General features: G+C 39.5%; 15 protein-coding genes and 1 rRNA gene. 10 read left to right on the top strand and 6 right to left on the bottom strand.

Annotation, left to right across the window (positions count from 1 at the left end; genetic code table 11):
• A 5S ribosomal RNA gene (gene rrf / locus FTT71_RS12270) occupies window positions 1–98 on the top strand; the annotation flags it as partial.
• 157 nt (window positions 99–255) lie between these two features.
• Here rrf and FTT71_RS12265 read toward each other — a convergent pair.
• The gene (locus FTT71_RS12265; protein WP_180161002.1) at window positions 256–807 is read right to left on the bottom strand and encodes a lytic transglycosylase domain-containing protein; all 552 of its coding nucleotides are present in this window, start codon (window positions 805–807) and stop codon (window positions 256–258) included.
• A gap of 325 nt (window positions 808–1132) precedes the next feature.
• Between FTT71_RS12265 and FTT71_RS12260 the strand changes: the two genes are divergently transcribed.
• The 7 genes from FTT71_RS12260 to FTT71_RS12230 all read left to right on the top strand — a co-directional run bounded on the left by FTT71_RS12260 (window position 1133) and on the right by FTT71_RS12230 (window position 6598).
• Window positions 1133–2725 (top strand): Na/Pi cotransporter family protein, encoded by a 1593-nt coding sequence (locus tag FTT71_RS12260; protein WP_154320759.1) that lies wholly within the window; start codon window positions 1133–1135, stop codon window positions 2723–2725.
• A gap of 117 nt (window positions 2726–2842) precedes the next feature.
• The gene (gene ybaK / locus FTT71_RS12255) at window positions 2843–3310 is read left to right on the top strand and encodes a Cys-tRNA(Pro) deacylase (protein ID WP_004973860.1); all 468 of its coding nucleotides are present in this window, start codon (window positions 2843–2845) and stop codon (window positions 3308–3310) included.
• A 239-nt stretch (window positions 3311–3549) separates the two neighbouring features.
• On the top strand, window positions 3550–3723 hold the full coding sequence (locus tag FTT71_RS12250; protein ID WP_180161001.1) for a hypothetical protein: 174 nt from the start codon (window positions 3550–3552) through the stop codon (window positions 3721–3723).
• A gap of 248 nt (window positions 3724–3971) precedes the next feature.
• Complete coding sequence (locus FTT71_RS12245; protein ID WP_004973854.1) at window positions 3972–4388, top strand: YeeE/YedE family protein; 417 nt, start codon at window positions 3972–3974, stop codon at window positions 4386–4388.
• On the top strand, window positions 4389–4805 hold the full coding sequence (locus FTT71_RS12240; protein ID WP_004973852.1) for a DUF6691 family protein: 417 nt from the start codon (window positions 4389–4391) through the stop codon (window positions 4803–4805).
• A gap of 1 nt (window position 4806) precedes the next feature.
• Complete coding sequence (locus FTT71_RS12235) at window positions 4807–5673, top strand: MBL fold metallo-hydrolase (RefSeq protein ID WP_004973849.1); 867 nt, start codon at window positions 4807–4809, stop codon at window positions 5671–5673.
• Window positions 5674–5836: 163 nt separating this feature from the next.
• A complete protein-coding gene (locus tag FTT71_RS12230) occupies window positions 5837–6598 on the top strand; it encodes an alpha/beta fold hydrolase (protein WP_004973848.1) in 762 nt (253 codons plus the stop codon).
• A 206-nt stretch (window positions 6599–6804) separates the two neighbouring features.
• On the opposite strand, the gene accC is transcribed toward FTT71_RS12230, so the two are convergent.
• The 5 genes from accC to FTT71_RS12205 form a co-directional block, all read right to left on the bottom strand.
• A complete protein-coding gene (gene accC, locus FTT71_RS12225; protein WP_004973841.1) occupies window positions 6805–8172 on the bottom strand; it encodes an acetyl-CoA carboxylase biotin carboxylase subunit in 1368 nt (455 codons plus the stop codon).
• Between the two features lie 17 nt (window positions 8173–8189).
• A complete protein-coding gene (accB, locus tag FTT71_RS12220; protein WP_004973838.1) occupies window positions 8190–8612 on the bottom strand; it encodes an acetyl-CoA carboxylase biotin carboxyl carrier protein in 423 nt (140 codons plus the stop codon).
• Between the two features lie 15 nt (window positions 8613–8627).
• Complete coding sequence (aroQ, locus tag FTT71_RS12215; protein ID WP_096902340.1) at window positions 8628–9083, bottom strand: type II 3-dehydroquinate dehydratase; 456 nt, start codon at window positions 9081–9083, stop codon at window positions 8628–8630.
• Between the two features lie 966 nt (window positions 9084–10049).
• Window positions 10050–11456 carry an ATP-binding protein gene (locus tag FTT71_RS12210; protein ID WP_180061130.1) on the bottom strand — a complete coding sequence of 469 codons (1407 nt, stop codon included), beginning with the start codon at window positions 11454–11456 and terminating at the stop codon, window positions 10050–10052.
• Window positions 11453–12121 (bottom strand): response regulator transcription factor, encoded by a 669-nt coding sequence (locus FTT71_RS12205; RefSeq protein WP_104851944.1) that lies wholly within the window; start codon window positions 12119–12121, stop codon window positions 11453–11455. Before FTT71_RS12205 ends, FTT71_RS12210 begins: the two co-directional genes overlap by 4 nt.
• A gap of 170 nt (window positions 12122–12291) precedes the next feature.
• Between FTT71_RS12205 and dsbD the strand changes: the two genes are divergently transcribed.
• Together dsbD and FTT71_RS12195 are read left to right on the top strand one after the other, a co-directional pair.
• A complete protein-coding gene (dsbD, locus tag FTT71_RS12200) occupies window positions 12292–14355 on the top strand; it encodes a protein-disulfide reductase DsbD (RefSeq protein ID WP_004973831.1) in 2064 nt (687 codons plus the stop codon).
• Complete coding sequence (locus tag FTT71_RS12195; RefSeq protein ID WP_104851946.1) at window positions 14352–15182, top strand: TlpA disulfide reductase family protein; 831 nt, start codon at window positions 14352–14354, stop codon at window positions 15180–15182. The genes dsbD and FTT71_RS12195 overlap by 4 nt, the downstream gene beginning before the upstream one ends.
• Window positions 15183–15237: the final 55 nt, after the last annotated feature.

The raw sequence follows: 15237 nt of genomic DNA, 5'->3' as shown, positions 1-15237 counted from the left end.
GAGTGAACCACCTGATCCCTTCCCGAACTCAGAAGTGAAACCTCTTCGCGCTGATGGTAGTGTGGGGTTACCCATGTGAGAGTAAGTCATCGCCAGCTCATTATTCGAACACCCTCAACTAGCGTTGAGGGTGTTTTTTTATGGGAGAAAGAAAATATTAAGAAGAAAAGTAGAAAAAGAAAGGAAAATAAAACCATCTGAGGATGGCTTTAATTCAACGGGTATTGGCTACTTTATTAAGCTAGTAAGTCAAAATTAAAGTGCATCTTTTAAGTTTTTTTGGTGCTGTTTGACTTGTTTCGCGTAGCGTTTACCTTCCTTTTTCTTTTTTCGATTACTATTGTAGCCAGTAGGTCCCACATTGTAATAGGCCAAAGCTTTAGGCCATTTACCCGACTGATTTTTATAATGAATTAAAATAAATGTACCACAGTTGATATTGGTATGTTCATGGAATAAATCGCCAGGACAAGTCTGCTGCCAATAACGTGGAATAATTTGTGTGAACCCAACTGCACCTGAAGGTGAAACAGCATAGGCACGATAATTCGATTCTTGTCTAATAACTGCAGCGACAAGCAGAGGATCAACATTATGTTGTTCTGCACTTTGTACAATGATTGGTGCTACACGATTTGCTGTATCAGGATGCACAGCATAAGCCTTTTGGATCCCTGTAGAAAGTTTAGCTGAGCGTTTTGCAAGAGAGCCACCTCCTAGTGGAGAGCAGGCTGCTAACGTTAAAACAGTACAACCAATACTGAATATTTTTATAGATGGATATTTTCTAAATGCATTAAAAATCATATTAAAACTATATCTGTCATTTTGGCGTATGTGAGTATATATACTGATTTTGAGGTGAGCGATTGGTTCAGTCAAGTGAACTGAAGATTTGAATTGTATCGTGTCAGCATAATACAGAGGTTTCGTTTTGTTTTATCGAATGATTGGATAAACCAATGGAGTCTGATCTATCCTTAGGTTTTAATAATATGTCAAATTGATGACAAGTTTTTTATTTAATATAAACTATTGGAATAGAACAAATAAACTGCAATTTTAAGATAAAAGTACGTACAATATCGGCTTTTTAGCACTTTGAAAATTGCTTATTGCACAGGGAGTAAGTGTGTTAGAAGTCTTTGTACAATTATGTGGTGGTATTGGCCTATTTTTGATTGGTATGACCATGATGACGGACAGCTTAAAAGATATGGCAGGGGAAACCTTGCGTATTTGGTTGTCTAAGTTCACAGGTTCACCCATTAAAGCTGTGCTTTCAGGCATCGGTTTAACTTTAATTGTACAGTCTTCTATGGCAACAACTTTAGCCACGATTGGTTTTGTTAGTGCGGGGATTCTTACTTTTGCTCAGGCAATTGGTGTCATTATTGGTGCGAATATTGGCACAACCAGTACGGGTTGGATGGTGGCATTTTTAGGTGTTAAATTTTCCATCACCAGTTTTGCATTACCTTTGCTGGGTTTGGGTGCAATGCTCAAATTATTTAGTCAGGGGCGAGTTGCATTATTTGGAATGACATTGGCAGGTTTTAGTCTGATTTTCCTTGGCATTGATATGTTGCAAGTTGCCATGTCAGGTTTTGCTGAACGTGTCGATTTATCAGTATTTTCAAGTAGATCTTTGATTGCGCAACTCAGTTTGGTTTTGGTCGGTATTATCATGACCATTCTGTTGCAATCTTCAAGTGCTGCAATTACCGCGACCTTAGCAGCATTGGCCAGTGGTGCGATTGATTTGCAACAGGCTTTAGGTTTGGTGATTGGACAGAATATTGGTACGGTGGCGACAGCCATTATTGCTGCAATTGGTTCAACTGCAAATGCCAAACGTACTGCAGCGGTTCATGTGATTTTTAACATCATTTCAGCCATTTTTGCTTTTATTATTTTAAAACCGTTATTTCTTGAGCTAACACAAAATCAACGTCTTATGGCAACATGGGACAATGTGGTGATTGTTGCTGCATTTCATACAGCATTCAGTATTTCTGGTACTTTGATTATTTTGCCTTTTATCCGTCAGTTCGAAAAACTGATTATGAAAATTATCCCAGATCAAACTCAATCGGTTTTATGTTATCTCGATCAAGCGAGTTTATCTGTGCCCGCCTTGGCTATTCATGCTGCATCAAAGGTGATTTACCATAGTTTGTATGACGTTTTGGTGATGCTAAAACTGGCTATCCAAGAGGGAAGATTACCTTCAAAAGTACGTTTATTACAGCTAGATGAAGTACTCATTCAAGTCCAACGCTATTTGGAAGAAATGTCGATTTCAGAAAATGAAGCCGATCAACAGCGTTTAATGGCGATGCTTCGTTTGATGGTGTATTTACGTGTTTTACGAAGTGATTTGGAAAATATTACTTTAGCAAAAGAAATACGCACCCAACCTGCAATTTATCAAGTTGGCTTAGATTTTGTACAAATTCTTGATGAACATCTAAAAGAAATGGATGATTTTGATGTGCATAAACATGTACTAAGTCTAAATACCGAATTATCTAATTTGAAAAAATGGACAGAAGATCAACGTGCCGAAAACCGTGAAAAAGTGCTGCAATATATTGCCGTGAATCAGCTCAATGCTGCGACAGGTTTAGAGTTGTTGGCGGCACAACGTTGGTTGGATCGCGTGATTGCGCATGCACAGCGCTTAGCTAACGTGTTGGTTGAAAATTCACGTAAACCAAGTTAATGATTTTAGGCTATTTTTTCGATAGTTACTTTTATATTTAAAAATGGCCTAAGCGAATTCACTTTTAATCTCAATCAAGCGTATAATTTGAGCATCGTTTTTTACAGTATTTTTTCAATGACTCCAGCAGCTAAACTTTTAAAAGCCAAGAAAATTCAATTTTCTATGCATGAATATGAACATGATCATAATGCTAAAAGTTTTGGTTTAGAAGCTGCGGAGAAGTTAGGCTTAGATGTCACAGAAGTATTTAAAACTTTATTGGTCAGTGATGATAAGCATTATTTTGTGGCGATTTTACCTGTCCATTACCAATTAAATCTTAAAAAAGTTGCGGCTGCTTTTCAGTGTAAAAAAGTACACATGGCTGATCCTAAAGATGCTGAGCGTTTGACAGGTTATTTGGTTGGGGGCATTAGTCCAATTGGGCAGAAGAAACAACTGAAAACAGTGATTGATGCATCCGCTCAACAGCTTGCAACTATGTATGTGAGTGGAGGGAAGCGGGGATTAGATATTGGTTTAACACCAAGCGATTTGGCAAAAGTTTTAAATGCTAATTTTGTAGATATTGTAGATGCATGATATGTTGAACTTTATATTGTTTTGAGTCCAAAGCACACAGATGCTTGTTCTTGTATGAATGTAGCAACTATTCCTATTCGTTTCATCTCAGTGATTCTTGTTCCAAGCGACCATTTAATAACAAAAAAAGTTATCTTTAAGCAATAAATAGGGTAATTAAAAACTCGTATTGATGATTTTTTAACAAACTAAATTTTATGTTATATTAGTGAAAGTTAAGAAATTCTGAGAGGTGCAGTATGGGTAAGCGTCTTAAAGACTACACAATCGAAGATCGAAAAGCTCGTCCAATGTGTCCAGCTAAACCTATTGACTTTGGTGATGATGAGACTACCAATCGCATTATGTTAGATGCTGCTAAACGTGTAATTCGTCGGCATAAAAAAGAATTTATTGCGCTTGCTCACAAATGAGTCTAATGCCCTCAACTTTTGTCGTTGCTGTCTATTTTGATATATCTTTATTACGTTATGAGGCAGTCATTTAGAATGACTAAATTTTCTGCCTTATGACTTAATATCAGCCAAAAACTTGCGAAATCTCTCTCACATCGCAAACATAGACGAATAGTCAGATGAAGTTTACAAAACTTACAAGAGAATAGTTGAATAATAATTACAATAATATATTATAAAAACATATATTGTTTTGGGTGTTCAAAATGCATGATTATCTGCTGGCATTAATCGGTGGTGGATTGCTTGGTCTTGCAGTCGTGGGCTATTTATATGTTCATGGTCGTATTGCAGGCATTAGTGGTTTACTGGCTCAAGTATTAAATCCGCAAACGCTGTTCAAAACGCCTGCATTGTGGTTTGTGTTAGGTATTTTCATTGTGCCTTTTTTCTATGGCATCGTGGCTCAACCTAAAGTTGAATTGAATGCAAGCCCATTGATGATGATTGTGGCGGGATTGTTGGTTGGTTTCGGTACTCGTTTGGGTTCGGGTTGTACCAGTGGACATGGTATTTGTGGCATGAGTCGTTTATCTAAGCGCTCCATTGCAGCAACAGCTACCTTTATGTTAGCTGGCTTTATTACCGTTTATGTTATCCGCCATATCACAGGAGCATTCTAAATGAAAAATTTCTTAGCCTTTGTTTTCGGTGGTATTTTTTCAGCTGGATTGATTCTTTCTGGTATGTCGAATCCTGAAAAAGTTTTAAACTTCCTCGATCTTTTCGGTACATGGGATGCAAGTCTGGCATTTGTTATGATGGGTGCAATTGCGGTTGCCTTTATTCCATTCCAAAGAATTATGCGCCAAGCTGAACCAAAAACCATTTTAAATGAACCAATTGATTTGCCTAAACAAACTCAAATTGACTCTAAACTGATCACAGGTAGTTTTATTTTTGGTATCGGTTGGGGCGTTGCAGGAATTTGTCCAGCGCCAAGTCTAACCTTGATTGGTTTAGGTTATTATCAAGCAATCTATTTCATTGTTGCAATGTTGGTGGGGATTCTCATTCATCGTAAGGTTGCAGGAGCATAAGATGCACGCAGATATTCAGCATTTTTTTGATGAAAATACTAATACATTCAGTTATGTGGTAAGTGATCCTGTAACGCGTCAATGTGCCATTATTGACAGCGTGTTGGATTATGACCCTGCATCTGCGACTACTTCAACAATTCATGCCGATGAAATCATTGCTTACATCCAAAAAAATGAATTAACGGTTGAATGGATTTTAGAAACGCATGTGCATGCCGATCACCTGACAGCTTCTCAATATTTAAAAGAGCAGTTGGGTGGTAAAATTGCCATGAGCCATAAAATTTCGATTGTGCAAGAAACATTTAGTGCTATCTATAACTTGGATATCAAGTATTTCAATTCACATCAATCATTTGATTATCTGTTTGACGATCATGAAACTTTTACGATTGGTGAATTACAAGCCTATAACATCCCTACACCGGGGCATACGCCTGCTTGTTTAAGCTATGTGATCGGTGATGCTGTATTTGTAGGTGATACTTTGTTTATGCCTGATTATGGTACGGCACGTTGTGATTTCCCGAAAGGCAGTGCAGGGCAGTTGTACGATTCTGTGCAAACGCTATACGCATTGCCTGAAGAAACACGAGTGTTCTTATGCCATGATTATCTACCAGAATCACGTGAACAATATGAACATGAAACACTGCTCAAAACTCAAAAAGAGCAGAATATTCATATTCATACAGGGGTAAGCAAAGCTGAATTTATTGAGATGAGAACTCAGCGTGATGCTACTTTAACGATGCCTAAATTGATTCTGCCATCAATTCAAATCAATATGGACGCAGGTAAGTTCCCACAACCTGAGGCCAACGGCATTCGTTATTTGAAGTTGCCTTTGAATTATTTTAAATAAAATTTTAAGAAAAGTTCATCTTGTATGTTATTGCTTAGGCTCACACAAATAGCCTAAGTGATATTATAAGTTTCACGGTAAAAAGCACATATAAAATTTGATTTATAAACTCAAAACTCATTAAATAGATTAATCATTTGTATTCAAGTTTAGAGTCTATTTTATGTTATTAAATTATCAAATCACGCAAAATCAGCCTGAATCTACGTTGCCATCTTTGGTTTTTATTCATGGTTTATTTGGTAGTTTGAGTAATTTAGGCATGCTCGCACGTGCATTTCAAGAACAGCGCACCGTAATTCAATTAGATGTGCGCAATCATGGTAAGTCTGCGCATTGTGATGACATGAATTATGCAGCAATGGCACAAGATGTTTTAGAAACACTGAACAGCTTGAATATCAAACAGTTTTCTATGGTTGGGCATTCAATGGGCGGTAAGGTTGCAATGACTTTGGCGCCTTTGGCTGCCGAGCGTTTACAGCAATTGGTTTTATTGGATATCTGTCCTTTTGCTTATCCTGAAAATCGTCACGATCAAATTTTTACAGCTTTGTTTGCTGTGCAAGATGCACAAGTTGAAAGTCGCCAAGCGGCGATGGAAATTATGCGTGAGCATCTTCAAGAAGAAATGGTCGTGCAATTTTTGATGAAGTCATTTAGCAAAGGGCAATGGTTATTTAACTTAAATGCATTACGTGAACATTATGCAGAAATTTTGTCATGGCAGACGGTGCAGAGTAATGTAGATACTTTGTTTATTCGTGGTGGTAATTCGCCTTACATTGAAGCGCCTGAGCATTATGCCGCTATTCAAGCACAGTTTCCTCACGCAAAAGTTGAAACAGTTGCTCATGCAGGGCATTGGTTGCATGCTGAAAAAACCGCAGAAGTATTGGCATTAATGACTGAGTTTTTAGATTAATCTTGTCTAGTATTTTGCATCATTCGATGATCTAAAATGATCTCAGTTTTTAAATCAATTTTTAAACCAATACTCCATTTGGAGTATTGGTTTTTTATTCATACTGATCTGCATAGATTAACGGTTTAGCTTTTATTCTCAACAATAAAAAAGAGCTGACGTTGAATCATCAGCTCTTTATTTTAAACTTAAGCAACCTTAATTACTTATGCTTTTTCTTCTTCATTGCCAGCAAGTTGCTTTAGCAAATGCTTTTCAAGATAGTGAATATCCATTGCTTGTTTGCAGAAGTTTTTATCTTGCAGAATCAAGTCTTTGTGCAAAGGAATGTTGGTTTTAATTCCTGTTAAGATAGTTTCATCCAAGGCTTGACGCATACGCGCAATACTGGTTTCACGATCTTTACCATGCACAATCAGTTTAGCAATCATTGAGTCGTAATACGGCGGAATGCTATAACCTTCGTAGATGTGTGAATCTACACGAACACCTGCACCACCTGGGGCATAGAAGTGTTCAATTTTACCCGGTGAAGGTACGAAGGTGGTTGGGTCTTCTGCGTTAATACGACATTCGATTGCGTGACCACGAATTTCAACCTGATCTTGCTCAATGTCTAAACCTAGACCTGCAGCAATACGCAATTGTTGTTCAATGATGTCAATGCCTGTCACCATTTCAGTTACAGGGTGCTCAACTTGAACACGGGTATTCATTTCAATGAAGAAGTATTCGTCATCTTCAAATAAGAATTCGAAAGTACCTGCACCACGGTATTGCATTAACTTACATGCATTAACACACGCTTCTAAAATATCGGCACGTGCTTGTTCTGGTAAGTTAGGTGCTGGCGCTTCTTCAAGCACTTTTTGGTGACGGCGTTGTAATGAACAGTCGCGGTCATAAAGGTGAATCGCGTGACCATTACCATCAGCCAATACTTGTACTTCTACGTGGCGTGGCTTTTGTAAGAAACGCTCCATATAGACCGTGTCATCACCAAACCACATTTCTGCATCACGTTGAGCTGCTTGAACTGATTCAAGCAAGGTGTCTACGCGCTCTACAATACGCATACCACGACCACCACCACCAGCAGCAGCTTTTACAATGAGCGGGAAACCAATTTCTTTGGCTTCAGCTAAAGCATTGTGCGGTGTAACGGCGTGTGCTGAACCTGGTACAGTTGGTACGCCAGCTTTACGCATTGCAGTAATTGCAGAAACTTTGTTACCCATTAAGCGAATATGCTCAGGGCGTGGACCAATGAAAATGAAACCTGAACTTTCTACAATTTCAGCAAATTCGGCATTTTCAGCAAGGAAACCATAACCAGGGTGAATGGCATCTGCACCTGTAATTTCTGCTGCAGTAATAATTGCAGGAATATTCAGGTAACTTTCACTGCTCGCACCCGGACCAATACACACGGCTTCATCACAAAAGCGTAAGTGCATCAGGTCTTTATCGGCATCTGAATAGATACCCACGGTTTTGATCCCTAAAGTTTTGCAAGCTCGGGTGATGCGCAGGGCAATCTCACCACGGTTTGCAATTAAAACTTTTTGCAACATTGTGAATCCCCGAGGTCTTAAGCGCGGTAGCGGAAGAGTGGTTGACCAAATTGAATCACTTCGCCATTTTTAACTAGAATTTCTTCAATCACGCCACTTTGAGTTGCTTCAATTGGGTTCATGATTTTCATTGCTTCGATAATGCCAAGCGTTTCACCAGCAGAAACAGTTTGACCCACTTTAATAAATGGTGCTTCACCTGGGCTTGGTGCTGCATAGAACACGCCAACCATTGGAGAAGTTTCAACAGCACCACGTGGTGAAGATTTAGGTGCAGATGGTACTTCTGCAGAAGGTGCAGGCATTGCAGGAACTGCTGCCGCTACTACTGGACTGCGACGAGTTAATGCAATCGACTGATCGCCTTCTTTAACTTCAATCGCTTGTAAGTCAGATTCAATCATCAAGTCGATGAGTTTCTTGATTTTACGAATATCCATGGACAGTATTCCTAGTTAAGATTGTGTAGTAGGTTGAATTTTTTCAAGAACAAAGTCGAGTGCTGCGGCATAGCCTTTTGCGCCTAAACCGCAAATCACACCAATGGCTTTGTCTGATAAATATGAATGATGTCTAAACGCCTCACGTGCATGCACATTCGACAAATGGACTTCAAGAAATGGAATAGCGACCCCTAACAAGGCATCACGTACCGCAACAGAGGTATGCGTTAATGCAGCAGGGTTAATAATGATATATTGTGTGCCATCTAACGCGGCTTGATGAATTCGGTCTACAATTGCGCCTTCCCAATTACTTTGGAAAGTATCTATAGAAATTGATGCTTTTTGCGCTTGTGAAATGAGCTGTTGATTTATATCCTCAAGAGTGAGGTAACCATAAACTTCGGGTTCACGCTTTCCTAGCAAATTTAGATTCGGTCCATGAATAACCAAAATGGTCGAACTCATTCCGCTTGCTCCAATAAATAATTGCAATAATACTTTGCAAGATGTCTGCAAAGTTTGCTAATTATGGCATAAAATTCCACATTTTTTTTGTAATTTGTTTAATTTGACGTAGAAAGCGTGTGCCAAAATGAGGCTCTATAATGAAAACTTTGCAGGGAATTCGCAATGTTAAAAAATTACATTTTTAGTTTTTTTTGCTGATTTTTATATTCTAAAACAACTGACCAAATCTATTCATTTGTTTTCTGTAACGACTGATCAAGCGAGTGACTTGAACTGGTTTGATTCGGAATGTCAAAGCCAGAAAACAACCAACATCAATATCGCATTTCTTTATAGTATGTAATTCCTTGCTGTTTATAAAAAATGGCGATTCCATTTTTTCAGTTCATTCAAAGTAGATGACCACACAAACTGCAGTGGATCATCTAATACGTTTTGTGATCATCGTTCAAGTGGTTATGGATTCGATAGAAAGATCATTTCGATAATAAGATATTTTAAAAATTCAACTTTATTTAAATAAAACATGAGCTTAAATGGAATGCTTTGATTGATATATTTATCTATATTTTAGTCTGGAATAGATGCTCCTACGCTGCGTATTATATTTTGAGTGGGGTGCTGTTGGTTTTATGTACACTTTAATTAAGTTGTAGATTGATCACAAGACCAAGCACATGCACGATCTGCACGGATATCTACCTCATTTAAAAATATGACGTGGTATCGAACAAAAAAACGGTGATGAAAGTTTCAGCAATTTTTTTCTAGCCAATGTTCTTCTACTCAATAGCCCGCAGCATCTACATCATAGATAAAATTTTAGAACGCATTGACCTTTTATTTCAAAAATCACCTTAAAAATGGCGTTATCGTAAAGTAGAGCAATATGTTCGGTATTGGCAAAAGTTAAGTGATCTTGTTCTGAATCTTGCTTTATTTGCTGTTAAAGCTCAGAAAAGCTTAATCCGTCTGTTGTTTCTCTGTTGCAGAAGGTGCTGCATCAAAACTGACAATCACTTTTAAACCTTGCGGTTGGTTAGCCTGAAATTGAAGTAGGTAGCCATATTGCTCTAATAATACTTTGACTAGAGTTAGACCTAAGCCATAGCCTTGTTTATGCGCAGATTTACGCCAAAAACGCTGAGTCAGAATGGTAAAATCATCTTCATTCAGGCTTTTGCCTTGGTCTGCAATGATCAATTGCAGGTCTTGCATATAAATTTGAATGTTTGGCGCATCCTCTGCATGCAAATAAGCATTTTGAATCAAGTTTTTCAGTACCATGTGCAACGCAGGCGCTGGAATATTAATGTGTTGTGCTACCAAACTCGCCCAATCAATCTGTAATTTCGCTGATAGATTGGGATATTCCACAGTCAGTTCCGACAAGACTGTTTCTAATACGCTACGCATATCTGCATGGCTATGTGCCGCTTGAATACCTGCTTCAGTTTGACTGAGCAATAACAGTTGTTCCAAAAGTTGTTGATAACGTTGGATGCTGCGTTCTGCGTGTTTTAAATTGTCGATGACTTTGGCTGTATCTTGGGCAGATGCGGTTTGATTCAACATCAATTGGCTCAGTTGCACATGCGTTTTAATAGCCGTTAACGGCGTGCGCAGTTCATGCGCAGCAAATGCACTAAAGTTTTTTTCGTGTTCCAGACTTTTATGTAGGCGTTCAATCAGCATCAATAAGTTATCGACAAAAGGCTGAATTTCTTTAGGAATTTTTTGTGATCTCAGTTCAATTAAATAACGAGAAGCTTCATCTAAAGATTGTTTTTTCTGAATTAAGTGGCGGGTGATGTGATCGAGCGGTAAAAACTCCAGACGGATAATCCACAAAATTAGCAAAATACAAATAATCAAAGTAAGCAGTAAAGGAATCAGTACCGCCTGTAAAATTTGTTTAAGTAGGTTTTGCCGTAACTGAATTTTTTCAGCCACCACCACCTGAACTTCACCTTCACGCAGTACATAACTACGCCATTGCAGTCCATTTTCTGTCCATGTGCTGAAACCGACTTGTTGGTTTTTTAAATTTTTCGGTGCGCCTTGAGTGCGTGCAATCACATGCTGTGGTAATGAAACATCGGCACGGAAAATAGAGACTTCACAAGCAATTAAACTATGTAGCAAGGCATTTTCTGATTCGGCATGCAAACTTTCTGTGAGTTGTTCTAGGGGCAGTTGCTGAATCAGGCGGGCGACCATACGGGCTGAGGTAGAAAGTCGTTCATCCAGCGTATTTTGTAAGCGTTGTTCCAAGTCATGGTAGAGCCATGCAAAGACAATCACCCACAGCAAAATAAATGCACAGCTGATGGTCGATACCAAACGCCATTTCAGACTGTAGTTTTTCATGTCAGCAGCTCAGGTTTAAAGATGTAGCCGACACCACGCACCGTTTGAATAAAATCGGGGTGGATTTTATGCCGTAAATGGTAGATATGCACATTTAAGGCATTGCTTTCGATACTGTCTTGAAAGCCATACACTTTATCTATCAGTTCTTCATTTTTTAAGATTTGGTTCGGATGCCGTAAAAAGGTTTCCAATAGGCTATATTCACGGCGTGAAAGCTGAATGTTTTGTGAATGCCAACTGACTTCTTGTGTATCGAGGTTCATGTGTAACTGACCACTTTGCAGTTGGTTCGATGAATAACCACGATGACGGCGGCTTAATGCATATACACGGGCAATCAGTTCATTTAATTCAAAAGGTTTAGTTAGGTAGTCATCTGCTCCTAAGTTGAGCGCCTGTACGCAGTCTTGAGTATGATTCCGCGCGGTTAATACCAATACTGGAATATGAATGGCATCTTTACGCCAGTTTTCGAGTAACTGTAAACCATCTTGGTCAGGCAGACCTAAATCGAGCAGGCACAAATCTACCGCACTATGACGTATGAAGTAATCGGCATCGCGCGCGTTATTCACGTGTTCGACTGAAATACTTAAAAATTCGAGTGCTGCCACAATACTTTGGGCAATATAAGGATCATCTTCCACCAAAACGACGAACATATTTGCTCCTATACCACAGTCAGCCCAATATATGACACATCTCGATCACGCCACAAATTTAGATTAGGCACCTACAATGCTCAAGTTTACAAAGAAAAATCTTTATTAATGTTCTCTTAATCTACACTTACCGATAATACAGTCAGTTTTTTAATTTTTAGTATAAATACATGATTTTTATTCGCGTCATTGCTTATTTTGTGTTGAGTCTGTGTGCGGTGTGGGTCAATGCTGCCAATGAATTTTTAGCGTCCGATCAAGCTTTTAAGTTTCAGGCGACGTCATTGTCTGAACAAACGGTTGAACTGAAATGGGATGTCGCACCGCATTACTATTTATATCACGATCAATTCAAAGTCAGTCAGGCTCAAAAGCCGCTTGCTTTTAAATTGCCTGCAGGGCAGGAAAAAGATGATCCGACTTTCGGGCTGACACGTGTGCATTATGGGCAAGTGACAACACAGATTCAGGTGAAGCCTAATCAGCAATATCAAATTACTTGGCAAGGCTGCGCTGAAGATGGTTTGTGTTATCCCGTACAGCGTAAAACGATTCAAACCGATGCCGATGGTTTATTGCCACAGCATAATTTAAGTGCGGGCAAAGGTAATTTACTTCAGCAACTCAATCAGAATAATCAGGCTGCTTTAAACACTAACTTAAATGATGCAGATAAGCATCAAGCCAATGGTTCTAGTACACAAAAACAAGTTACGACAACTGCAAATACTGTAACGACAAAAGAACTCAAACTTGAACAGCAAACGCTAGAAAACAAAGCACAGCTTGCTGAAAATGCGGTTGCTGTAACACAAGCTGATCCTAAACTTACCCCTGAACCAGTAGAAAACGTTGATTTAGCAAATTCCTTAGAGATTGAAAATACAGATACGGCGTTGACAGACAATACATTCGCTGCATCAGCCAATTCAAGCAATACGGAAACAGCCAGTAGTACGAGTCTGAATCAGCAATGGAACAATGATCAATTTTTCCTGAATTTATTGTCTGGGCAAGGGTTGTTACTGAATGCGTTTATCTTTTTAGGTTTTGGGGTATTACTGGCTTTTTTACCGTGTTCATTGCCGCTGATTCCAATTCTTTCTGGCATTTTGGTGCAGCGCAATACAGGCTATAAAGCGGCAGCAATTGCGATCACCTTTATCGTCAGTATGGCGCTAGTCTATGGCTTGATGGGCGTTGTTGCGTCACACATTGGTTATAGCGTACAGCGTTGGTTCCAAAATCCCGTAGTGATTGCAGTTTTTGCTATGTTGTTTGTGCTCTTTGCTTTAAACCTGTTTGGACTGTATCAGTTGTCATTACCACAAGCAGTGTTACAGCGTTTAGATCGTATTCAGCAATATCAAAAAGGCGGTACTTTATTGGGTGCGGGCGTTATGGGGGTGATTTCTGCACTGATTGTCGGGCCATGTATGAGTGCGCCTTTAGCGGGAGCATTGCTGTACGTCTCACATTTGGATCAAGCAGCATTGGGTGGTTTATATTTGTTCCTGCTCGGTTTAGGTATGGGAATTCCTTTACTTATTGCCAGCGTGTTTGGCGCGAAATATTTGCCAAAGCCAGGTTTGTGGATGGAACGGCTAAAATTTAGCTTTGGTTTTATCATGTTGGCAATGGCTTTGTATTTTGCTCGTCCGCTATTTTCTGTGACTTGGTACTATGTTGCTTTTGCTGTGGTGTTATTTGCCTTCGCTGCATATTTAATTGCAATTTTGCGCCACGTGTTACATCGTCCACAGCGTTTTTCGTTATTGGCTTTGGCGGCAGTAATCGCCAGTAGTGGAATTTGGCATGTCAATCAGAGTATTGCCAGTGTCAATGCGCAGGTACAAGCAGACCAATTACAGCCATGGATCAAAGTACGCACAGAACAAGAGTTGAATGCAGCTTTGGCCGCACATGCTCATCAAAAGATTGTGATTGATGTCTATGCCGATTGGTGTGTGGCGTGTCAGCCGATTGAGCGTGATGTGATTCCTCGTACCGATGTGCAAGATGCTTTAAAGCATGTGGTGCGGATTAAACTCGACTTAACCGAACAGCATCCTTCACAAGATGCCTTATTGAAAAAATGGCAGATTTTAGGGCCGCCAACGTTGTTATTTTTGGCAGATCCACAACGGGAACAACGTGAATTGCGTCTAACAGGTGCTTATAACGCAGCGCAATTGATTCAAAATATTCATCAACTGCAAGAGGCTGCGCCATGATTCAATCCGCAGTCTTGCAGTTAGGCATGTTGATGATTCCATGGCCATTGGTGTTTTTATTGCTAGGACTGATTGTCGTCTTTGCAATGGGTAAATTTTTTCAGCGTCGTTATACATGGAATGCACAGACTTGGACAGGTTATCAGGATGCATTATGGAATGCGCTGTGGATTGGTGCTTTAGTTGGGCGGGCAGTTTTTGTGTTGCAGCATTATGAGCTGTACTTTGCCAACCCGATTGATATTTTAAAAATTCAGGACAAAGGCTTTCATCTGATTGCCGCAGTTATGGCAGGTGTGGCGTGGTTTGTCTGGAAAAATCGCGCTATTCAACGTGTTGTTCTGGCATGGGCAGTTGCGCTCTTTATTACAGTACAAGTTGTAGGTTGGAGTCTTATCCAACCTTTGCAGACGCAGCATGCCTATCCCAATCTAGTATTGCACAACCTAGCGCAACAACCTCAAGATTTAGCTCAATTTTCAGGTCAGCCCACCGTGATTAATCTCTGGGCGACTTGGTGTCCAGTTTGTCACCGTGAAATGCCTGTTATGCAACAAGCACAGCAAGATTTCCCTGAGGTCAATTTTGTATTTGCCAATCAAGGCGAATTTGCAGCAGAGATTCAAGCCTATTTACAGAAACATCGATTTCAGTTTGAACACGTGTTATTAGACCCTGCAGCTCGTTTAGGACAACACTTCAATATGTTCGGTTTGCCAAGTACTTTGTTTTTTAATGCACAAGGAGAATTGGTCGATCATCACATGGGTGAATTGACCAAGCCGATGCTGCAGCATTATCTGAAAAAAATACAAGCGAATCCATAAACGCGCTCTTAACGATTTGAAAGAAAACCCGCCGTGAAGCCAAAATTAAGGACAA

It is taken from the genome of Acinetobacter sp. YH01004 (assembly GCF_013420455.1).
Lineage (GTDB): Bacteria > Pseudomonadota > Gammaproteobacteria > Pseudomonadales > Moraxellaceae > Acinetobacter > Acinetobacter towneri.
Note: the sequence above shows the minus strand (reverse complement) of the source record. Positions and strands in the feature narration are given on the sequence as shown.

What these genes read in the sequence shown, in the direction of transcription:
- FTT71_RS12230 (WP_004973848.1), top strand. Translation starts at nt 5,837, where the DNA reads ATGTTATTAAATTATCAAATCACGCAAAATCAGCCTGAATCTACGTTG.
- FTT71_RS12250 (WP_180161001.1), top strand. Translation starts at nt 3,550, where the DNA reads ATGGGTAAGCGTCTTAAAGACTACACAATCGAAGATCGAAAAGCTCGT.
- FTT71_RS12205 (WP_104851944.1), bottom strand. Translation starts at nt 12,121, where the DNA reads ATGTTCGTCGTTTTGGTGGAAGATGATCCTTATATTGCCCAAAGTATT.
- FTT71_RS12210 (WP_180061130.1), bottom strand. Translation starts at nt 11,456, where the DNA reads ATGAAAAACTACAGTCTGAAATGGCGTTTGGTATCGACCATCAGCTGT.
- FTT71_RS12240 (WP_004973852.1), top strand. Translation starts at nt 4,389, where the DNA reads ATGAAAAATTTCTTAGCCTTTGTTTTCGGTGGTATTTTTTCAGCTGGA.
- FTT71_RS12235 (WP_004973849.1), top strand. Translation starts at nt 4,807, where the DNA reads ATGCACGCAGATATTCAGCATTTTTTTGATGAAAATACTAATACATTC.
- FTT71_RS12265 (WP_180161002.1), bottom strand. Translation starts at nt 807, where the DNA reads ATGATTTTTAATGCATTTAGAAAATATCCATCTATAAAAATATTCAGT.
- ybaK (WP_004973860.1), top strand. Translation starts at nt 2,843, where the DNA reads ATGACTCCAGCAGCTAAACTTTTAAAAGCCAAGAAAATTCAATTTTCT.
- FTT71_RS12195 (WP_104851946.1), top strand. Translation starts at nt 14,352, where the DNA reads ATGATTCAATCCGCAGTCTTGCAGTTAGGCATGTTGATGATTCCATGG.
- accB (WP_004973838.1), bottom strand. Translation starts at nt 8,612, where the DNA reads ATGGATATTCGTAAAATCAAGAAACTCATCGACTTGATGATTGAATCT.
- accC (WP_004973841.1), bottom strand. Translation starts at nt 8,172, where the DNA reads ATGTTGCAAAAAGTTTTAATTGCAAACCGTGGTGAGATTGCCCTGCGC.
- dsbD (WP_004973831.1), top strand. Translation starts at nt 12,292, where the DNA reads ATGATTTTTATTCGCGTCATTGCTTATTTTGTGTTGAGTCTGTGTGCG.
- aroQ (WP_096902340.1), bottom strand. Translation starts at nt 9,083, where the DNA reads ATGAGTTCGACCATTTTGGTTATTCATGGACCGAATCTAAATTTGCTA.
- FTT71_RS12245 (WP_004973854.1), top strand. Translation starts at nt 3,972, where the DNA reads ATGCATGATTATCTGCTGGCATTAATCGGTGGTGGATTGCTTGGTCTT.